20 protein-coding genes are annotated in these 18,764 nt (G+C 62.7%); 10 read left to right on the forward strand and 10 right to left on the reverse strand.

The features are described from left to right. Positions 1–145: 145 nt before the first annotated feature. Positions 146–1,120: a GGDEF domain-containing protein gene (locus tag ACCQ15_RS07470; protein ID WP_014089795.1), complete on the reverse strand. Its 975-nt coding sequence runs from the start codon at positions 1,118–1,120 to the stop codon at positions 146–148. A gap of 94 nt (positions 1,121–1,214) precedes the next feature. Here ACCQ15_RS07470 and ACCQ15_RS07475 point away from each other — a divergent pair, with 94 nt between their 5' ends. Continuing rightward, the gene (locus ACCQ15_RS07475; protein WP_372381379.1) at positions 1,215–1,520 is read left to right on the forward strand and encodes a hypothetical protein; all 306 of its coding nucleotides are present in this window, start codon (positions 1,215–1,217) and stop codon (positions 1,518–1,520) included. A 192-nt stretch (positions 1,521–1,712) separates the two neighbouring features. On the opposite strand, the gene ACCQ15_RS07480 is transcribed toward ACCQ15_RS07475, so the two are convergent. Then, complete coding sequence (locus tag ACCQ15_RS07480; RefSeq protein WP_033479294.1) at positions 1,713–3,368, reverse strand: sensor domain-containing diguanylate cyclase; 1,656 nt, start codon at positions 3,366–3,368, stop codon at positions 1,713–1,715. Positions 3,369–3,566: 198 nt separating this feature from the next. Between ACCQ15_RS07480 and ACCQ15_RS07485 the strand changes: the two genes are divergently transcribed. Continuing rightward, positions 3,567–3,815: a hypothetical protein gene (locus ACCQ15_RS07485; RefSeq protein ID WP_014089797.1), complete on the forward strand. Its 249-nt coding sequence runs from the start codon at positions 3,567–3,569 to the stop codon at positions 3,813–3,815. A 78-nt stretch (positions 3,816–3,893) separates the two neighbouring features. Further along, the gene (locus ACCQ15_RS07490) at positions 3,894–4,070 is read left to right on the forward strand and encodes a hypothetical protein (RefSeq protein WP_372381380.1); all 177 of its coding nucleotides are present in this window, start codon (positions 3,894–3,896) and stop codon (positions 4,068–4,070) included. 172 nt (positions 4,071–4,242) lie between these two features. Here the strand turns inward: ACCQ15_RS07490 and ACCQ15_RS07495 are convergent, their stop codons facing one another. Beyond that, positions 4,243–5,025: an asparagine synthase-related protein gene (locus ACCQ15_RS07495; protein WP_372381381.1), complete on the reverse strand. Its 783-nt coding sequence runs from the start codon at positions 5,023–5,025 to the stop codon at positions 4,243–4,245. Here ACCQ15_RS07495 and ACCQ15_RS07500 point away from each other — a divergent pair. Next, a protein-coding gene (locus tag ACCQ15_RS07500) for an IS3 family transposase (protein ID WP_372166127.1) occupies positions 4,936–6,038 on the forward strand; the annotation gives its coding sequence in 2 pieces (ribosomal slippage) (positions 4,936–5,194 and positions 5,194–6,038; 1,104 coding nt in all). The two genes, ACCQ15_RS07495 and ACCQ15_RS07500, sit on opposite strands and share 90 nt — an antisense overlap. Here the strand turns inward: ACCQ15_RS07500 and ACCQ15_RS07505 are convergent. Further along, positions 6,035–7,414, reverse strand: a complete 1,380-nt coding sequence (locus tag ACCQ15_RS07505; RefSeq protein ID WP_496561804.1) for an asparagine synthase-related protein — start codon at positions 7,412–7,414, stop codon at positions 6,035–6,037. The two genes, ACCQ15_RS07500 and ACCQ15_RS07505, sit on opposite strands and share 4 nt — an antisense overlap. A gap of 331 nt (positions 7,415–7,745) precedes the next feature. Here ACCQ15_RS07505 and ACCQ15_RS07510 point away from each other — a divergent pair, with 331 nt between their 5' ends. Together ACCQ15_RS07510 and ACCQ15_RS07515 are read left to right on the forward strand one after the other, a co-directional pair. Then, entirely contained in the window at positions 7,746–7,967 is a 222-nt protein-coding gene (locus ACCQ15_RS07510) for a hypothetical protein (protein WP_033837271.1), read from the forward strand. A 230-nt stretch (positions 7,968–8,197) separates the two neighbouring features. Next, the gene (locus ACCQ15_RS07515) at positions 8,198–8,758 is read left to right on the forward strand and encodes a hypothetical protein (protein WP_372381383.1); all 561 of its coding nucleotides are present in this window, start codon (positions 8,198–8,200) and stop codon (positions 8,756–8,758) included. Here the strand turns inward: ACCQ15_RS07515 and ACCQ15_RS07520 are convergent. Then, positions 8,755–10,359, reverse strand: a complete 1,605-nt coding sequence (locus ACCQ15_RS07520; protein WP_372381384.1) for a type 4 pilus major pilin — start codon at positions 10,357–10,359, stop codon at positions 8,755–8,757. The two genes, ACCQ15_RS07515 and ACCQ15_RS07520, sit on opposite strands and share 4 nt — an antisense overlap. Continuing rightward, positions 10,356–10,721 (reverse strand): conjugal transfer protein TraD, encoded by a 366-nt coding sequence (locus tag ACCQ15_RS07525; protein WP_312002575.1) that lies wholly within the window; start codon positions 10,719–10,721, stop codon positions 10,356–10,358. Before ACCQ15_RS07525 ends, ACCQ15_RS07520 begins: the two co-directional genes overlap by 4 nt. Before the next feature lie 462 nt (positions 10,722–11,183). Between ACCQ15_RS07525 and ACCQ15_RS07530 the strand changes: the two genes are divergently transcribed. Beyond that, the gene (locus tag ACCQ15_RS07530; protein WP_372381385.1) at positions 11,184–13,067 is read left to right on the forward strand and encodes a MobA/MobL family protein; all 1,884 of its coding nucleotides are present in this window, start codon (positions 11,184–11,186) and stop codon (positions 13,065–13,067) included. Here ACCQ15_RS07530 and ACCQ15_RS07535 read toward each other — a convergent pair. Beyond that, positions 13,064–13,588, reverse strand: a complete 525-nt coding sequence (locus ACCQ15_RS07535) for a hypothetical protein (RefSeq protein WP_506187854.1) — start codon at positions 13,586–13,588, stop codon at positions 13,064–13,066. The genes ACCQ15_RS07530 and ACCQ15_RS07535 overlap by 4 nt on opposite strands. 142 nt (positions 13,589–13,730) lie before the next feature. Next, a complete protein-coding gene (locus ACCQ15_RS07540) occupies positions 13,731–14,006 on the reverse strand; it encodes a helix-turn-helix transcriptional regulator (protein ID WP_218542362.1) in 276 nt (91 codons plus the stop codon). Between the two features lie 178 nt (positions 14,007–14,184). Here ACCQ15_RS07540 and ACCQ15_RS07545 point away from each other — a divergent pair, with 178 nt between their 5' ends. The 3 genes from ACCQ15_RS07545 to ACCQ15_RS07555 all read left to right on the forward strand — a co-directional run bounded on the left by ACCQ15_RS07545 (position 14,185) and on the right by ACCQ15_RS07555 (position 16,917). Beyond that, the gene (locus ACCQ15_RS07545) at positions 14,185–14,493 is read left to right on the forward strand and encodes a hypothetical protein (protein ID WP_372381387.1); all 309 of its coding nucleotides are present in this window, start codon (positions 14,185–14,187) and stop codon (positions 14,491–14,493) included. 128 nt (positions 14,494–14,621) lie between these two features. Further along, positions 14,622–15,857: a hypothetical protein gene (locus ACCQ15_RS07550; RefSeq protein ID WP_372381388.1), complete on the forward strand. Its 1,236-nt coding sequence runs from the start codon at positions 14,622–14,624 to the stop codon at positions 15,855–15,857. An 871-nt stretch (positions 15,858–16,728) separates the two neighbouring features. Next, entirely contained in the window at positions 16,729–16,917 is a 189-nt protein-coding gene (locus ACCQ15_RS07555; RefSeq protein WP_017156939.1) for a hypothetical protein, read from the forward strand. Between the two features lie 13 nt (positions 16,918–16,930). Here ACCQ15_RS07555 and ACCQ15_RS07560 read toward each other — a convergent pair whose 3' ends face one another. Both ACCQ15_RS07560 and ACCQ15_RS07565 read right to left on the reverse strand, forming a co-directional pair. Further along, the gene (locus tag ACCQ15_RS07560; protein ID WP_371893654.1) at positions 16,931–17,161 is read right to left on the reverse strand and encodes a hypothetical protein; all 231 of its coding nucleotides are present in this window, start codon (positions 17,159–17,161) and stop codon (positions 16,931–16,933) included. Between the two features lie 2 nt (positions 17,162–17,163). Further along, positions 17,164–18,726 carry a tyrosine-type recombinase/integrase gene (locus ACCQ15_RS07565; protein WP_506187855.1) on the reverse strand — a complete coding sequence of 521 codons (1,563 nt, stop codon included), beginning with the start codon at positions 18,724–18,726 and terminating at the stop codon, positions 17,164–17,166. Positions 18,727–18,764 lie beyond the last annotated feature (38 nt).

The following is an 18,764-nucleotide window of genomic DNA, read 5'->3' on the forward strand; positions in this document are numbered from 1 at the left end:
TCCGACGCCATCGGTTCGCTCGCCTCTGACAGGTGCGCTACCGCCGCTTCATCAGCAACATTGCATTCGTGACCAATGCGATTACCCAGCTGCCAGCTGCGTGTGCCCAGGCGGACCCCTGCGCAGCAGGCATGCCGCCAGGCGCTTATTCGGCGACCCGCACGCTGTCGCGTCCGCCGTTCTTGGCCAGATACAGCGCTGCATCGGCACGCGAAAACCAGTCCTGCCAATGCGTTTCGCCGTCGTGGCGCGCCGCGCCCAGCGAGACGGTGATACGCCCACCGGGTCCGCGCAAGCCGTTGCGTATCACCTTGCGCAAGCGTTCGGTGGCCGCTTCCAGTTCGGCCAGCGAGCCGGCACGCAGCAGCACCACGAATTCTTCGCCGCCAAAACGGAACACCTGGTGCGGTTCGCGGACTTCGAAGCGCAGGATGGTGGCCAGATCCGAGAGCGCCGCATCGCCGGCGGCGTGTCCGTACAGATCGTTGACCTCCTTGAAGTGATCCAGATCCAGGATGATCAGGCTGTTGAGCCGGTCGTGCGGTTGGCGTTGATCGATCTGGTGGGTCAGCGCACGTTCCAGCATGCGACGGTTGGGCAAGCCGGTCAGCGCGTCCAGCGAGGCCAGTTCTTCCAGATGCACGCGGTCGTCCTGCATCCGCAGCGAAAACGCGTAGCCCACCGCCAGCGTCACCAGCGTCACCACGATCGTCGACACACCCTGGCCGGGGCTGGTGATCAAGCCGGGCAAGAACAACAAGGCGGCCAGCAGCGGCAGGCTCAACAACACCGCGCGTCGCGGCCCGCACAGGAAATAATTGGTGGCCAGCACCGGGAACAGCCACGGCAGGGCGCCATCGCCACCAGTCCAGCACGCCACCAGGCACCCGCCAACATTGATCGACGCCAGCCACACGCCGCCGGCGCCGGTGTCTTCGGCACTGCGCATCTGCCAGCCGCGCCATACCGCGAGCACGCCCAGCGCCGCGGTGACCAGACACGCAACTGCCTGACCGGTCATGGCCAGGTACACCGCATAGAGGCAAAGCAACAGCGCGGTGATTGGCCCGAGCATCTTGACGATGCCGAGTCGGAAATCCCGCCGCAGGTGGAGGATCACAGGGAAGGTTCTATAGGAGTCGGCATCATTATCGGCGGAGTGCGGTCAAAGTTGAGCGTGTCTTCATCACCGCAATGGGTAGGAAAGTGAAGCGTTGCAGCGCAAGGCTTCGCACATCCTTGACGGCGCTGCCGCAAACGTATCGTTTTGGTTGTCGGAGTCTGCCATGCCCACCCGCGAAGAACTGGCCACGCGCCTGGACGCGTTGCAGGAAGAGTTGCCCAAGTTGTCGGCAGATGAAGATGCGGATTTCGACTACCTGGATTTTCAGGCGCGTGCCGAAGCGATCCTGAGCAGCGCCGCGCAGGACGATGCCGCCTATGTGCGCACGCATATCGACGGCATGCTGGCCGGTGCGGGCCTGATCCCCACCGACGACGCGGGCCACGCCTGCGGCTGAGGCCTGGTCTTGGCATGAGCGCATGTGCCTGAGCGTTCGTCGCTGCAATGCGCGCGCCGGCGAATGATCCGAGCATCTTCGTTCAGGCGCTCGCACCCGGGTTCGCCAAGCGCGCGCGATGTGGATCTGAGCGTCGACCGCGCGACACAGGCCTCTGCGACAGACCGCAGCAGCACGCCCGGCTGCTTGCGTTCAGGCCACGGATGCAAGCACATCCGCGCTCACGACCTGATTGCGGCCACCCTGCTTTGCGCGATACAGCGCCGCGTCCGCCCGTTGCAGTAACGAGGCCACGGTGCTGGCGTGAGCGGGAAAGCTGGCCGCGCCGAACGAGGCGGTGACCTTCGGCAGACAGACGCCATCGCCCATGACCTGCAGGGCCTCGATGCCGGCGCGCAATTTCTCCGCCATCATGCACGCGGTTGGCAGATCGACTTCGGGCAGGATGATCGTCAATTCTTCGCCGCCGTACCGGCAGCAGATGTCCTCGCCACGCGTCTGCGCCAGCAACAATTCGCCAATGGCCGCCAGCACGCGGTCGCCGCCGCTGTGCCCGTGCAGGTCGTTGAACCGCTTGAAGTGATCCACATCCAGCATCAGCACCGACAAGGGCAGCTCGCGGCGCGTGCAGCGCGCCAACTCGTGACTGAGGGTTTCTTCCAGATAGCGGCGGTTGTACAGGCCTGTCAGCGGGTCGCGGATCGATTGCTGGCGCAGCGTTTCGCGCAGGCGCAGGTTGTGCAGCGCCAAGGAGAGTTGTTCTGCTGCCGCCTCGGCCACGGTCAGCGAGGCAAGATCGTCAGGGTCTTCGCTACGCAATGCCAGCATCCCCAGCTGCGTGCCCTGCGCCGATAGCGGAATACAGGCGGTGGCCGCATGCGCCGGGAGGTTGACGCCGGCATGCTGGCACAGCATGCCCTGGCCGGCGTCCATCACCACATGGGTGCGGTCGCGGCGCAGCGCCCAGCAGTTGTCCGGCGCGATGCTGGCACTGGCGTCGTCTGCCATCTCGCCCCAGGCGACCACCTGTTCGGCGCGATCGCGCGAGGCGCGTAGCAAGTAGACCGCGCCGGCGGCACCGGGAATCAGCGGTGCAATCGTGCGTGCAGTGATTTCCAGCGCTTCTTCGGCATCGCGGCAGTTCTGCAGCAACCCGGAGTAGCGTGCCAGCGCCTCCAGGCCAGCGGAGGTGCGTTCGAGTGCGGCAAACGACTCGATCAGGCGCTCGCTGGTCCGGCTGGCGTCGTTTTCGGCACGCGTACGCCGTTCCAGCTCGCGCGACAACAAGCGGTACGCCAACAGCATCACCAGCAAGCCACTGGCAATGCCGATCACGGTCACCCACAGCACCCACTGTGCGCTGCGGGTGGTGGCTGCATTGCGCCTGATCAGTTGCTGCCGCTCCAGCTCCGTCATGGTCTGCACCTGGCGGCGCAGCGATGAAGAGGTCTGGAACACCCCGCGCGCGATGGCAGCACGCGCGCCATCCAGGCCTTGCTTGCGATAGCTATGCAATAACTCGTCGATCTGCACCAGGCGCGCGTCCACCAAACGGCTCAGCACGACCACATTGCGCCGCTGCGTCGGGTTGTCCTGCACCAGGGCGTCCAGCCGCACGATGCGCTCGGGCAGGCGGCCGATCGCATCGGCATACACGCCCAGAAAGGCCTCGTTGTCGGTCAGGACGTAGCCGCGCGCCGACGATTCCGCCGACAGCATGCCCGCCTGGATTTCGTCGATGCTGGCAATCACTTCCTGCGTGTGCGTTACCCAGCCGGCATCCGACAGCGAACGCTGCGTCGTGAGATATCCGCCCACGCCGATCAGGACAAAGATCAGCCCGCCCACCAGCAAGGCCCCGGCAGCGCGACGTTTGGTTCGTTTGGTCAACACCGCGTTCCCCGGCACGATTGTCTGGTCGAGGCCGATGCAAGCGGCGTGCCTACGCTCCACTTCGCTTGCTGAGTCAGCTGGCAGACGGCACATTGCCCCCGGAACTAGCGTCCTGGCGGTATGCTGGCAAGCAGTCACCGAAAAGGGCGCCCGTTGGTCATTTTTCTAGGCAATTACCAACTCACATGTCATGCCGTCAAAGGCGATACCCCCGCCCATGGCTGGGTGGCAGGCTGGGATATTGCGCAGATCGGCATCGGCCGCGGCGCGAACCTGGCAGGCGCCGCGCTGTCGTCGACCTTTCCCGACCATCGCAGCGCCATGGCAGCCGCCCGGATTGCCGGCATGGTCACGCTGGAAGCCATGCACGCCAAGGCGCAAGAGCAGCGCGAGTACGCCTGAGCGGGAAGCCCTGACGGCTGGCACGCGATTTGCTCGGGTTTGATCAGGGCGCCGTCGAGCGTCTCTGGAGCAAGTGCAATGGAAGAGCCCAATAAAAGCGCACTGGCGTTGCTGCAACACGAAGCCAGCGCGTTGCTGGCCTTGGCCGATCAACTCCGCGGCGATGCCGCCCCGCGGTGTGCAGCTGCCGACGACCGGGCAGGGGCCCTCGTTCGTCGCGATGAGCCCGACCATGCCGCGCGCGTCACTAACTGACGCAGCGCGCGCAGTCTGCTTCGTCCTTCGCAATGGCCAACGTCTGACCTCTGCATCGGGAAATCCCGGCCTTGTCCGTTTATCTCTGGGGCGAGGTTGAAGCGGGTGGGCAGGGCCCCGGCACGCACTGACGCATGTCGGCGACGCGCAAGTGCCTTCGGTGACCTCGCTGTCAAACGAACGCCTCAATGGTGAGGTGGCTTATACCTTCTGGATCGCGATGGCACGCCTCGTCCACACAAAAGGAGGGCTGCTGCTGCCAGCGTTGCTGCCAAGCCTGGAACATGAGGATGGGCCAAAGATGCGTGTGCCACTTTCGTTGACCTGCGATGAACGCTTGCCAGAGATGCGTCACTACCCCGACGTCGAAGACGTCTTGCTCTTCAAGTTTTGAAGGTGTCAACAAGTCTTCAGCCCACTCGCGTAAGGGGCCGCGTAGCCAGCGGCCGACAGGCGCACCGAAGCCTCGCTTGGGTCGGTAGATAAGCTCCTGCGGCAGATACAGTTCGAGCAGGCGCTTCAAAATGTATTTTTGCTCCCCACGAACCATTTTGAGCTTGAGCGGAATCTGCCAGGCCAGCTGAAATACCTGCTGATCCAGGAAGGGGGAAGACGTGTTCAGGCCATGCAGCATGCACGCGCGGTCGACTTTGGTCATGAGTCCTTCCCCAAGTTCCATGGCAATGTCCATAAAGAGAACGCGCTCGCCTGGGGATCCGACGGTCAGCTGCTCCATGGGGGTGTCATAGATCGTGGGGTACTCCATGGAGCCAAGCACGGCGCAACGGGGGTTGCGCCGACGTCCCCCCAATTTTGAGTAGCACCTCAGTTTGGAGTCCAATTCCCTACCCCAAGGAGATTGGACGTGAAGAAGCGTTTTTCTGAAGAACAGATCATCGGCTTCCTGCGCGAAGCTGATGCCGGTGTGGCGATCAAGGATCTGTGCCGGCGGCATGGCTTCAGCGAGGCCTCGTATTACCTGTGGCGCAGCAAGTTCGGCGGAATGAGCGTGCCCGACGCCAAGCGGCTCAAGGATCTTGAGGCCGAGAACGCGCGGCTAAAGAAGTTGCTGGCCGAGCAGTTGTTCGAGAACGACCTGATCAAGGATGCGTTGCGAAAAAAGTGGTGAGCGCACCGGCGCGTCGTGCGCTGGTGCGCGAGTGGATCGGGCGTGGTGCCAGCGAGCGTCGCGCCTTGGCGGCGATCGGCATGAGCGCCAGCGCGCTGCGCTATTGCCCACGCCAAGACCGCAATGGCGAACTGCGCGAGCGCATTCTTGCGTTGGCGCATCGCCATCGCCGCTACGGCGTGGGGATGATCTATCTCAAGCTGCGACAGGAAGGACGCCTGGTGAACTACAAGCGCGTGGAGCGGTTGTATCGCGAGCAGCAGCTACAAGTGCGGCGCCGCAAGCGCAAGAAGGTGCCGGTTGGCGAGCGTCAGCCGCTGCTGCGGCCAGCGCAGGCCAACCAGGTGTGGTCGATGGACTTCGTGTTCGACCGCTCCGCCGACGGCCGAGTGATCAAGTGTCTGGTGATCGTGGACGACGCAACGCACGAAGCGGTCGCCATCGAGGTGGAACGCGCGATCTCCGGGCACGGCGTTGCGCGCGTGCTGGATCGGTTGGCACACAGTCGCGGTTTACCGAAGGTGATCCGCACCGACAACGGCAAGGAGTTTTGCGGCAAAGCGATGGTCGTCTGGGCACATGCCCGTGGTGTGCAACTACGGCTAATCCAACCCGGCAAGCCAAATCAAAACGCCTATGTTGAATCGTTCAACGGCCGACTACGCGACGAATGCCTCAACGAGCACTGGTTCCCGACGTTGCTGCACGCGCGCACCGAGATCGAACGCTGGCGACGCGAATACAACGAGGACCGACCGAAGAAAGCAATTGGCGGCATGACGCCGTCCGCTTATGCCCAACATCTGGCAAACACCGATATCATCAACCCCGGACTCTAAACCCGACCGCTACTCAGGGCGGGGGGACGTCGGCGCCAACGCGAGACCCTGAGCAGGTAGCTGTCTTCCACCGAGCGGCTGATCGTCTCCCCCACGGCCGCTCGCCATCCGCCCAAACGGGCCGACTCCTTCGTGTAGACGCCCCGGCGACGCAGCGAACAGCGCAGCGTGTCCGGGATCATGGAGGCCAGGCGCGCATTGCGCAGTGCACGCGCATACGCGGCATGGCCGAAGAACAATTCGTCGCCTCCATCGCCTGTCAGCATGTGACTGACTTGGCGGCGCGCGGAGCCTGCTGCAAGCAGTGTCGGAATCTGGGACGAGTCCGCAAAAGGTTCGCAAAACGCCTCCGATATCTCCGGCAGAATGGCCACGGCCTGCTGATCGCTGATGCGTTGTTGGAAATGCCGCGTACCTAGATGGCTTGCGACCTTTTGTGCCCAATCCATTTCGTCGTGGTCGGCATCCTCAAATCCGATAGTGACGGTATCGACAGGTGTTGAGCGTTGCGACTGCAGGAGGGACGTGATGAGGCTGGAGTCGGTTCCTCCCGACAGGAATGAACCAGTCCTGCGATCGCTGACGCGGTCAACCGCCATCGAGAGCGCATCCTGCAGGCGGCTGATCGCACGCTCTTCGGTCACATGCTCTCTTGCTTGGATTAAGTTGCTGACATTTCTTTTCGGATGCCAGTAGCGCGCCCCCTCGCTGGGGTCGTGATGGGGCGCACCGCGTTCCACATCCAGCGTGCTGAAAACTTGAATGGTTCCTGCCGCTAGTTTGAAGATGCCTCGATGGATGCTATATGGCGATGGAATGTAGCCGTATCGCAGCAGGAGCGTCAGCGCATTCCGATCGAGCGAGTTACTGAAGCCGTGAGAGGAAGCGATTGCTTTGAGTTCAGAAGCAAACACAAGACCCTGATGTGTCCAGCCGTAGTACAGGCTGCATTGACCGATGCGGTCGCGCACTAGCGACAGCGTGTGTAATCGACGATCAAGGATGGCCAGGCAGAAGCTGCCATCGATGAGCTCTAGGGTTTGCTGCAGCCCCAACGACTGAATGCTTTGCGCGATCCTTGCGGCAGAGGTGTTGCTCTCACAAGCCTCTGGTGTGCTGTAAAGCGGCGAGAGGCCATTGGCGCGTCCAGCCAGAGCAACAAGATAACGACCATCGGCAGAAAAGCCCATGCGAGTCCCCGGGGTGCCAGAGCTCCCGCATGCTGCAAGTACCAGGGGCGTGTCAACGACGGTTGCCACACACGCTTTATCTCCACGGTGCTTCATCACAGCAACCATCGCACTTCCACGCCGTCCTAGCGTGCTGCTGTCTTTGTGAGAATTTGGTTCCAACCACAATCCACAGATACCCGACATCTGACCCGTCCGCCCTTGACCATATAGAGAGGTGCACTGGGCCGGGCAACGCGACTTGCTGGCGACGTCGTTCCCGATCCGGTGCGGCGCGCATGGTGGGCTGGTCGTATGGGGATTCCGCCTGGAAATGATCAAGGAACGGTTGAGAGGGCGCTGTTTTTTGAGCGCTTTGCATCGATGTCGCTCCGGTGCGCTGCGTCATGTCGAGCGCGTGGATGGCCGCGTGCAACCAGGCGCAGCGATGACTCGAACAGGTGACAGATGGCGTTTGCCTGATCGCTCTCTCGCCCGCCACGTCGCCGGCAACCAATGACTGCGCCCTGCGGAGATCGTGGCCGACAAGGCGCCCCGGCATCGGCTGATCGAAGTCGATATCGGGATGCCGGACCGCTTGCCGGTGCTGACGGAATCCGAGCGCAGCTTTGGCGCGGCATATCGCAAGGTGGGCGAGGGCATCGTGGGGGTATCGACGTTGGCCATTGGCTGCATGCCCCCAGATGTCCCCAACGTCGCATGGCGTGATACGTTCACCTGCGCACTGCGTCGCACATGAAAAAGGCCGAGAACCCTTGTTTTACGGGGGTTCCCGGCCTTCTCAGGACCTCATCGGTCCGCTCATTGGTGGAGGTGGGCGGATCGTCCCGGCACCCCTTCCTAAGCAGTTGAACTGCAAGGAAAAGCCGGCGACACCACTCCCTCAAAACGATACCTCAAACGATACCCAATCGTAGCATGCAGGTGCGGTAAGGGGCTCGTGGGCGGCCGTTCTCGAAAGAGGACGGCATGCTTTGGAAACTCTTGGCGGTGGTGGCTTTGGTGGTCGGCGGCCCGGCGTGGGCGCACAGCGGTTCGGTTGCGCCCACCGGAATCGAACAGGGCGGCTGGGAGCGGCGGCACTTGGGCGACTACGTCAGCGGGCCGGGGGAGTCACTGCCCGACTTCCTGCGCCGCACTGGGCGAGTGCTTCACGAATTCACACGCCAGAGCGGAAACGAAGCATGCGGGGCCATTGCTAGCGATGGGCGGCGCTTCTCGCTGCGCCTCTACACGGACGGGGTGCCCCATGGCTGCGCCATTCGGACCAACGAAGTGCTCGAGGGCTTCGCCTATACGGGGGAAACGATCCATTCTCACCCTTGGCAAAAAGTATTGAAAATGACGCCTGCGGCGACGGCGTGGAGCCGTCAGCATCGGGATGGCAACGAACGCGCCTCGTCGCTGCGAAACGACGGGGCGAGTGGTTTTAGCAAAGCTGACCGCGCCAATGGCGACGGTTGGCTTGTTGCTGGTGGAAGCTTGCTCCATATCGTCAACGGAAAGAGTGAGCGGGTGGGGAGTCTTTAAAAGCACTCTTCCCACGCCGCGTCACCAGGGCCTCCGCCGATGAAAATCCATCGTGACTTGCCGCTGGCGCATAGCGCTTGAGAGCGAACAGCCGTCCAGGTGTAACCCTTTGAGTTGGGACCGCCTGCCTGAACCACCCACCCGGGGCCCGATGGGTATTGGCATCGGACCGAATCGCCGTCCGAGTTAGCAAAACAGCCTTCGATGTAGCGTTCTGACGGGTAGCCGGATTGCGCGCAGGTGTTGGACGTGGTGACCCAGCCGCTAGTGGCGGAGTAAGTGCCGCTCCAGCTCTCCGACGTGTTCGACACGGGGGACCCGGTGGCGGCCGGGCACGTCCAGGACGTGGTGCGGGTGCCGTTCTCGACGCGGCTGCGCTGTTGCCAATGCTCGCCCACCTGGCCAGCCGGGCAACCCACGTTTTGGCGTTCGGCCGGCGCATCGCGGGCGATGGCCACCGACGTAGGAGAGGGGACCACGCATGCCGGGGCGCAGGTGCTGTTGACGGTGGACCAGGGTCCATAGTTTGCCGTCGCCCAGGCTTCATACGGTCCGCCCACCTCGCCGCAGTAGCCCACGCGTTGCTGCGTCACAGTCCCAATCTGTCCTGCGGGGCAGTTCACGTTTTGCGTCTGCGTCGGCGGCACGGTGCAGCGGGTCAGCGGCGACGGATTGCTGGGAGGCAACACACCGGGCGTAGGCGGTGGGTTCGTCGGTGTCGCTGGCGCTGGTGGTGCCGTAGGCACGGCAGGCGGCTGTGTTGCCGGCGGGCCAGCCGGCACTACGCCAGGCGTTCCAGGAGTGGCATCGTCCACTCCGGGGGCCCCATCGACCGGGCCCACCGGAGTGCTGGGGTTGGCCGGGTCCACCGACGGCGGGGCCGCAGGCAATCCGATGGACGACACCGCGACCGAGGACCCGGACGCTAATCCCGAGAAATAAACAAACCCCAGACGGTCCCCGCCGTCGCGCTCACAAGCGACCGCCGCCGTAGCGGGGTCGTATTTTTTATCCAAGTAGACGCTTTCGCCATTCACTCTCGCATCGGCCACGGCCGGGTCACCGGCCATCGCTACAATCAGCTTGGCGCAAGCGGCCTTGGGAACGTCGCGGGTTTCGACTAAAAAGGAGTCATTCCCGCGCTTCACGGTGTTGGGCCAAAACGACACAGAGCCGCCCCACGCATTGCGCAGGCCATCGCTCTGCCTCAGCCGCTGCGCGGCCAGGCCATCGGTTTGCACGAGCGAGGTGGACAAGCCCGAGTAGCCGCCCACTATTCCCAGGCTACGGTCGATGGCCTTGGCCGTTTCGCTGAAATCCAACTGCGTCTGTTTCACATCTGCGGCCACGCTTGTCGGGCCAAACAGCAGCCAGCCGGCGGCCGCTATTGCGGACGACACGCCCAGCACCAACAGCACCTCCACCAGCGTATAGCCGCCCGGTTTCGGGCCGCGTGGAGCACTTGGCGGGGGCGTCGGGCATTCCGCCTTACGTTTGCGGCGGGCGTCTAGCAGGTCGCCCAGTGAGCCCAAGAAGTGAGCGCGCAGGGCTTCCCTCTGTTGTTTAAGCAGCGGGTCCGTGGGTCTCTTATCGTCGCTCATGACCGGGCCGCCTCTCGTGCGGCCGCACGAGCTTCGAGGTGTTTGATGCCGCGCTCGCGCAGTGCGTCCCGCCTTTGTGGTTCGCGCTCGAGTTGGCCGGCGATGACCAAAAGGGCACCCACAATCTCTGCCTCATCCCAGCCGTCTGCACCGGCGGCGATGACCAGCCCGCCCAATCCAATCTTGCGGTGCGCATCGGCCGAGCGGAACAGTTTGGCGCGCTCCTTGGCCTTGTCGCGCGCGGCTTGGCGGGCTTGCCTTTCTTTCTCTTGCTTCTCAGCGACCAGGAGTTTTGCTTGTTCCTTCGCCGCAGCTTCCAACATCCTCGCCAGTTTTAGTTTTTGCTTTTCAATATATGCCACGACACGCCTGCATCAAGTCCTGATAAACCATGCAAGCAGATTCAGCGCGGAGCGCAAGGGGGCAACGCCCATTTTCTGGCGCGAGCGAGCAGCGAGCGCCGCTTTTGACTTTGGCTAAAAAGTTGACAGTTCCGTTGTGCATGTAACTCTGATTCAGGGGGCCAGCGAGCGCAGCGAGCAGCCCCGGTTCTCTTGAGTTTGATGCGGGTGCGAAGCGCCCAAAGAAAACAACAAGAGCGCACTTAGAGTAATCCCTTCGGGATTACGTGCGGTCAGGGGCTTCGCCCCCGACACCCCGGCGCGCTTCGCACGCCAGCCCCCCATTGCTCGCCCCCCAGGGGGCTGCGCTCGGAGACTGGATTGGCGATTTACCACCTCACTGCTAAGGCTTACTCGCGCTCGGGAGGACACTCGTCCACCGCTGGCGCTGCCTATCGTGCAGGGGTGCGGATTGAAGATGCATTGACCGGGACGGTCCACGACTACACGCGCCGCCAAGGCGTCGCGTTTTCGGCGCTCTGCCTGCCGGGCGAACAGACAGCCGACCGGGCCGAGTTTTGGAACCGGGTCGAGGCCCACCACAAGCGCGGAGACGCCATCACGTGCCGCGAGGTGGAGGTGGCGCTTCCCGCCGAACTTTCGGCCGAAAAGCGCCAAGAACTGGCGCATGGCTTTGCCCGCCATTTGGCCGAGCGCTACGGCGTGGCCGCTGACGTGGCCATCCACGAGCCGAGCAGGGGCGGGGACGGGCGCAACCACCACGCGCATATTTTGCTCAGCGCGTGCAGCGTCAACCCAGACGGAAGCTTGGGGAAGAAGGCTGTGGCGCTGGACCCGATTGCGTGCAAGCGAGCCAAGCAACCCACACTGGCCGAAAGGGAACGCGAGTTCTGGGCCACGGCCGTCAACCGCATGCTGGCCAGCGAAGGCATGGTTGCACGCGTGGACCATCGTTCGTTGTTGAGCCAGCAGGCCGCGGCCGTCCAAGACGATGACTTCGCCAAGGCGGCCCAGTTGGACCGCCCGGCCACCAAGCACGAAGGCAAAGCGGTCACCCAAGCCCGCCGCCGTGGCGAACGGTTGCCGCGTGCCAGGCGGAACGACCGCGTCCGCCAAGCGGCCGACAGCCGCGTCACCGCCCACGCCGAGCGCTTCGAGGCATTGAAAGCCCAAGCCGCCGCCGAGGGGCGCTTGGCCCATGTGGACGAGCAAGCCCTGCACGCGCAAGCGCTTTTGGAACGTCGCAAAGAATCGGCGGTGCGCTTGCGTGCTGCTGCCCAGCCATCCCCCACCGAGGTCCCACGCCATGAATCCATCAGCCCCAGCCGCCAACCCGGCCGCAAGCGCCGTCCCCGGGCGCCCGCTCTCACGCGAAATAAGCTCGATGCTTGTCGAGTCCGAAAACCCGGAACTGGCAACGAGCGCGTGCCTCCGCTGCGCCCACTCAACGGCCTTAACGCTGGGCTGGCCAGTGGTGGACGACCAGCCGCCGAAAGCGCCGGCTTTAGTCGTGTTCTGCGGCCAGATGAACAGAGATATCACCGCGCCGGTCCTGCGGTGCTCCAGCTTCCAGGCCACGCCGTAGCTGCAAAGCCAGGGGCCGCCGTCCAGGCGCGTGCACAGCGTCCCGCTGCGCACCAAGCCGGGTCATCCATGCCCCGGCCGGCCCCCGTTGGGGGCGGTCAGCAGGGCAAGGGGGCGGCAGGCATCGAGCGCGCTTCACGCAAAACCACACCCAACAGACAGGCGGAACTCATGGCAGGCGAGCAGGTGGCAAAAAGTTTGGACGAGATGATCGAAATGATGTTCAAGGTGGCGCGCCGGGCCCTTCAGTCCAGCAACGCTACGCCCGAGCAGCGTTCTGTCTCTCGCACGCTCCTCCAACGGCGTGACGACTTGGCCGAAAAGCGCCAGGCGCATGAGGATGCCAAACAAGCCAGGGAGGACGCTAGGCTGACCCGCCGCAGGGCCGTGGCGGACGCCAACACGTTCCCAGTGCCCACGGATTTCCATTCTACACTGCTGCGCAAGGTGGGACGGCCCACCGCGAAGGACCGGGCCGCGCAGGCGATGCAAGAAAAGAGGCAGCAGGCTAGGCTCCAAGAGCAGCAGGCCCGCGCGTTGCGCGAACAGACCAGCGAAGCCAAAGACAAAGCCGGGGTGGCGTTCGAGCTGGCAACGGCGGATTTCCTGACGCAGTTCCCGCACCAGTTCCCGCCCGCGCAAAAGCACACGGTGGCAACCGAAGAGCTACAACCAGGGTTGGAAGCGCGCATCAAAAGTCCCTTCATCGATGCGCCCATGCCAGCGGCTCAGCCCCGGCCGCCCGGACCTGGACGGCGCTAATCCAATGTGTAGCGAGGGTCGTGCTCGCCCTTGTGGTCCATCACTATTTGCCTCATCTGCGGGCTCAGCATCGACCAGGCGCGCGGAAACTTATGTCGCATCGACTCGTTTGAGTCATTCCAAAGAGCGATTATTTTATCGTCCGAAAGGTGATTCCTTAGGGTCTTTAGCGAGGCCGGCCCCGCCATAAGGATTACGACAGAGCTTCGATTAATCGCCCAATCGTCACTGCTTTGAACAACACCCGCGAAGTGCCCCGCGTCAGATGGTGAGGTCCAAACGTCGTGGTTGTGCTGTTTGTATCCACGGGCTACCAGCATTGCAGTAAGACGGTCACGCTTCGCGCAGGCAGATTCATTGTCATAGCCGCCACGGCAAGCGTCCTGCGCTGGCGACCACTGTTGCAGGAGTCTTTCATCGCTGAGGGATTCAGCGCTTCCCGATGCACGTGCCGACGTGACTTGTTCGCCGGCGTGCACGCTCGTGGACAAAGCGGCCATAGCCGCCACGATAAGCAGCATTGAGGTTTTCCCTAACAAGTTCGCCTCCCTTCACGAAATAAACAATGCCCTACGCCTTACATCGGCGCGAGGCGTCATAAGTTGAATCCATGGCCCCGGGTTTGACCGACGCGGAGGCGAGTCACCCACTGCGCCCATCGCTTCAGTCCGCCCCATCGCCCGCAGCGGCCACCTTTAGCAACGCCGTCATGGCCTTTGCGCGCAACTCAGGAGACAGCTTCGCGAGGACCAAGACTGCATCCGCCATATCCGCGTCATCGGCCACTAGGTAGGCCATTGGCACGTCCAGCACCTCCGCCAGCTTGCCCAATCCGTCCAGGTCAATGCCTCGCGCTTGGCTCTCGTAGCGGTTCACACGATTGGCGGCCACGTGCTTTTCAAGCCCCATCTTCAGACCCAGCGCCCGCTGGCTGGGCACATTGCGTAACGCACGGGCTTGTTTCAAGCGAGCAGCGAAGAGTTCGCGAGGGTTGGGCGGGGCCTTGGGCACGGGCAGGACCGAAACAAAGAACAGGCCACAGCATGACGGGGAGGCTCCCTTTGAGGTAGTTTCTACCTTAAAGGTAGCATCCCGCTGCCTGCCAATGGAACGACCGATGAGCTACCAGCCTGTCCCGACTGTTTCGGTGATGACCCCGCAAGCCCGCTTTACCGTGTGTTTTTGCGTCGCCGTTTTCCTGATGGGCCCGTTCGGGCTGGTCCTCGGTCCCGTGTTCTCTCGCCTGTTCCGGCGGCGCGCGGAACGCCTCTACCCTGCGGCAGCGCGGGCGGCGGCTCAGCGGAGCGGCGGACGCTTCAACTGGGGCCAACTGTGGGCCATCACCGCGTGCGGCGTCGTTGGGCTCATCGGCTTGGTGGCCCTGGTGCCTAAGGTGTTCGTCCTGCTGCTCAGCATTGCTGGCTAGCTCTCGATGGCGCCTTTGCACTTAGTCCGCCGTCCCGAAAGCTCCAGAACCTCACAGCCCGGGCACCGCCCCGGGAGGTCGCGCCGCTGTATAGTCAGAGGTTGCTTAGCAACCAATGGACAGGGGCAATGGCTACGAGCAAAAAGGCAGCGAAAAAGACGGCCGCGAAAGGACCTGCAAAGAAAGTTGGAAAGGGCAAGAAGACCGCTTCTAAACCCACCCCCCGAAAACAAGTTGACGCCGAGGCTGCTCGCACACGAACGGTGCGACCGTATCCCGCTTCATCATTTGCCGATGCCCTCATTTTGGGCGAGGCCATCATGCGGTTTGCCTCTGGTGACCGAGTGCGGCGGCTGACGTTGCTGCAACAGATGAACAAGTCGCCGACTAGCGGTCCGACAAAGCAAATGATTACCAACTCGGGGAAATACGGAATCACGAGTGGGTCTTACGCTGCGGAATACCTGGAGCTCACAGAAAAAGGTCGGATTGTTGTAGATAGTTCTCGTGCAGACCAGGAGCGGAAGCGCGCCTCATTTGAATTGGCAATTGAAGGAGTCGCCCCCTTCAAGGCGCTCTATGAGCACTACAAAGACAAGAGATTGCCCGAACGGGAAATCATGAAGGATGTCATAGGGGACTCGGCCATTGATGTTCCTGACCTTGATGAATGTGTCGACACGTTCACCGTGAACGTGAAAGATTTGGACATGCTTAGGACGATTGGCGGTGCCGAGACATTGGTCGCCATCGAACAGGTTCTTGAGGAGCTGGGGCGGCACGGTGGAAGTGAGGGAACGACACAGGGAGCCCTGCCGCAAGCGGCGAAGGCTCCTCAAATAGTAAAAAAGCTGAATGATAGCCAAGGCAATGCGGCTGATTGGGGACAAGTGTGCTTTTACATCACCCCCATCGGTGCTGAGGACAGTGTAGAGAGGAGGCACGCGGATCTTTTCATGTCCTCACTGGTCCAGCCCGCGCTTGAAGAGCTTGGGCTAACGGTTGTCAGGGCTGACCACATCGGCGAGCCTGGAATGATCACAACCCAGGTCTTGGAATATTTGAAAAAATCTCGCCTCGCAATAGCGGATCTTTCCTACCTAAATCCTAACGTCTTTTATGAGGTTGCTCTGCGGCACGCCTTACGCCTGCCCGTAGTGCAAATAATAAGGAAATCGGATAGGTTGCCGTTCGATGTCAATCAAGCCAGAACACTCGTCTTCGATACGAGTGATATCTACAGCTTGGTCCCAAAGCTTCAGACCTATCGCGCCGAGATCGCGACGCAGGCACGAAAGGCGCTCGAAGACCCCGAAAGCGTTGGAAATCCGGTCAGCGTATTCTACCCGGACTTCTATAACTAAATAAAATAGCTCGCCCCGGTCAGCTTGACAGCTGGCCGGGGCGAGTTACTTTGAATCCATGGCCCCCGAGTTTTACGGACTCGGAGGCGAGCAAATGTAGGAATCAGCTACGACATGCCCAGGCGGTGCCCCTTGAGGACACCTTAGCAAGCCTGGACTGACCCGCAAGCCCCCTCCCTTTCCTCGCCCCCGAATCTGCCCAGCCCGAAGGCCGTTGGTAGCCGTAACTCGTTGTCGGTGGAAAGACCGGCTGCGCACATGGATATCTGGGAGCCCGCGAGGGCTTGGGTTGACCGCCACCAGGGTGCGCAGGCTTTGAAGCAGGGGGACAGGGCGCTGTATGGCCTGCAACCTGCACCAACCAGGTAGTTCAAGCGTCGCAGAGGCGTGGGGAGTGCTCAATCTGGCCCCACTCGTGTGCCCTGTCGCGGTCCGACTATCAGCGGTTTGTGGCCCAAGGATGGCAGCTAGGATGATATTTTCCAGCGACGGCTGGGGAGCGGGCAAGCCCACAGGAGAGACGCCACATAGTGGTGACGGAACCCTGAGCCGGCGCGGTTGGACCGCGTGAATCCGTCGTAGCGGTGTAGTCCTCCTATCACCGCGCCCGACTGTCGGGCCGTCCTTCGGGGCGGTAACCAACGGGGGCCAAGTCACCCCTGCCGCCTCGCGCGGAGGTCCTAGGGGAGACTTTGCCCTTCATCGTCGGGGGGAGCCGGAGGCGACCCCCAAGATGAAGGCAAAGCAGGGGAGCTTAGCTAAGCTTTAAGGGGAAGAAGGGCAGGCCTGTGCAGGCTTTTCCTGTTTCGGGAAAGCATATCGGCGCGCGTCGGCCCCTTGCGCATCGAGCGAGATGCGCTAAAAACTGTCGATGGACAGTGCCACCCGCCGAGCCGCCGCCAAGGCGGCAGACAAACTTCTGAAAGCCGCTGGTTACGACACGCGGGGCAAGAACCTGCGCAAGACCATGAAGAAGAAACGCAAAGCGGCCCACGTCGCCCGGCAAGGGAAAAAGACCGGGAAAATGCGGGGCGCTTTGGCCCGCAAATCCATGGCTTGACTTCCGCACGCGCTCAATCGAAATCAAAAACCCCTTTTGATGGGTCGCGTTTCGGCGCTTTCACCTTGAGTTCGAACCGGTAAGTGTCGAACGTCAGCACGTCGACAGCGGATTCTGTGAGCACCTCGAACGCCCGAATCTCAGCATAGGGCGGAAATGTGGTGAACTGAGAGAGCGCCCGCGCAATGGCTTCCTCGATATCCTTCAGCGACGCGGCTTTCAGTGATTTGGGTGATGCTTCCATGGTTATCCTTTTGTGTTGGTGGTGTTGCGTTTGCTCGCGGCCGTCGCTCGCCTCCGCTCAATGTGGCGGACCTGCTTAAGCGCCACGTCAAACTGTCCGGCGGTGTAGGCGGGCAGTGTCACCGGCGGGCCATACGCGTTCAGCGCGTCAAAGCGTTTCGGGATAGTGCCCGGATTGACGTAGTGCCTGAGGCCGCTGGGCAAGGTCAGGTCGTGCCCCGTGATTTCCTGCACCACTTGGATGGCAATGCCCCGCTCGTTGACCAGGTTGCTCACGATGTTGTGGCGGAAGCAATGGAAGGATTTCAGGCGGCCGGTCAGGCCGCGCTTGATGGCGTAGGCGCGGAACTGGTCGCCCATGGTGTCGCCGTAGCCGCCGGCCTCTGTGTGCTGGAGATGCGGGAACAGGCGCTCAAATCCAGCGCGCTTCACGTCCTTGACGAACTCCAGGAACCCCGCCTGCAGAACGCTGTCCGACAAGGGGACGAAACGCGAGGAATGGGCGTTCTTCAGCCGCTGGTCCGGTCGCTGGGCGCGAATGTGGATGCCCCAGTGGCCCCCAACCTCGGCCACGTCATCGACGTAGAGCTGGGCTAACTCGTTGATGCGCGCGCCCGTGGCCACGCCCAGGATAGAGCCGAACCAGCGGTGCGGGTATTTGCTGGCCCACTCGGGAAAGGCTTCGGAATCGAACAGCGCGGCCAGCTCTGCGGGCGTGAAGGGTTCGCGGGTTGGGGCATCGGTTTTGGACTTGGAGCGGTTCATGATGGCCTTGTGCGGGGCTTTCGGGATGAGCGCTTCATCGGCTTGCGCATTGAAGAACGCGGCCAAGTGGTCGCGGCGCTTTTCCTGTGTGCGTTCCAGCAGGGTGGGGTGGCCGCCGCCCTTGGCCTTTTGCACCACTTCCAGGGGCGTCAGGCCACGAAACACGGCTTTCTTGCTCGCATTGGCCGGGTAGACCGCCAGGGCATCCAGAAAGGCCCGCACGTCCGTGGCCGTGACCTCTTCAATCGGCTTGTCGCCGCCCAGGGCGACGAACAGGCGCAGCGTGTATTCGGTGTCCATCACGTTGCGCACGGCCCGCTGGGCTCGCCGCATGTCGCTGAGGTAGACGTCAATGCGCTCGGACAGCAGCGGCCCGGCAGGCGGCTTAGGCGGTGCGTGGGGCTGTGGGGGCTCCCAGCCGTGCATGCCCGCCATGAGCGGGTCTTTTGCCGCCAGGGCGTTCAAGTCCTGCACGGTCTGCCGGAATAGCCGGCGGTCCTCGGCCGTGTTGATTTCCACGCCGCCGAGCGTCAGGCCGTTGGGCAACCGCACTTGCTGGATGGTCAGGTCGTTGTGCCCGTTCTCGCGCACCCGGCGCAAGATGTCCTTGATGTCGTCGTTCATCGTCCCTGTTCGTAGCATTTTGAATGCTTCCGAGAGTGCCACAGCCATGCGGGCGGCGACCAGCCGGGCGGCATCGCCCCGGCCGGGCAGGGCGCGCACCAGGAAGCGGCACCCAAGTAGCGGACGTAGGTCGATAGGCACCAGAAAGCGGGCATAGAGCCCGCTGGCGCGCTTCAACAAGAAAGGTTTGGGCAAAACGATACCTCAAACGATAC

The sequence above is a fragment of the Xanthomonas sp. NCPPB 1754 genome, from assembly GCF_041475725.2.
GTDB classification, from domain to species: domain Bacteria; phylum Pseudomonadota; class Gammaproteobacteria; order Xanthomonadales; family Xanthomonadaceae; genus Xanthomonas; species Xanthomonas euvesicatoria.

Excerpts from the sequence above, each read along its gene's own strand:
- ACCQ15_RS07505 (WP_496561804.1), bottom strand. The coding sequence starts at position 7,414 with ATGTCGGGTATCTGTGGATTGTGGTTGGAACCAAATTCTCACAAAGAC.
- ACCQ15_RS07495 (WP_372381381.1), bottom strand. The coding sequence starts at position 5,025 with ATGCCGCCGGCACAGATCCTTGATCGCCACACCGGCATCAGCTTCGCG.
- ACCQ15_RS07520 (WP_372381384.1), bottom strand. The coding sequence starts at position 10,359 with ATGAGCGACGATAAGAGACCCACGGACCCGCTGCTTAAACAACAGAGG.
- ACCQ15_RS07560 (WP_371893654.1), bottom strand. The coding sequence starts at position 17,161 with ATGGAAGCATCACCCAAATCACTGAAAGCCGCGTCGCTGAAGGATATC.
- ACCQ15_RS07490 (WP_372381380.1), top strand. The coding sequence starts at position 3,894 with ATGGAAGAGCCCAATAAAAGCGCACTGGCGTTGCTGCAACACGAAGCC.
- ACCQ15_RS07555 (WP_017156939.1), top strand. The coding sequence starts at position 16,729 with ATGGACAGTGCCACCCGCCGAGCCGCCGCCAAGGCGGCAGACAAACTT.
- ACCQ15_RS07550 (WP_372381388.1), top strand. The coding sequence starts at position 14,622 with ATGGCTACGAGCAAAAAGGCAGCGAAAAAGACGGCCGCGAAAGGACCT.
- ACCQ15_RS07545 (WP_372381387.1), top strand. The coding sequence starts at position 14,185 with ATGAGCTACCAGCCTGTCCCGACTGTTTCGGTGATGACCCCGCAAGCC.
- ACCQ15_RS07515 (WP_372381383.1), top strand. The coding sequence starts at position 8,198 with ATGCTTTGGAAACTCTTGGCGGTGGTGGCTTTGGTGGTCGGCGGCCCG.
- ACCQ15_RS07535 (WP_506187854.1), bottom strand. The coding sequence starts at position 13,588 with ATGCTGCTTATCGTGGCGGCTATGGCCGCTTTGTCCACGAGCGTGCAC.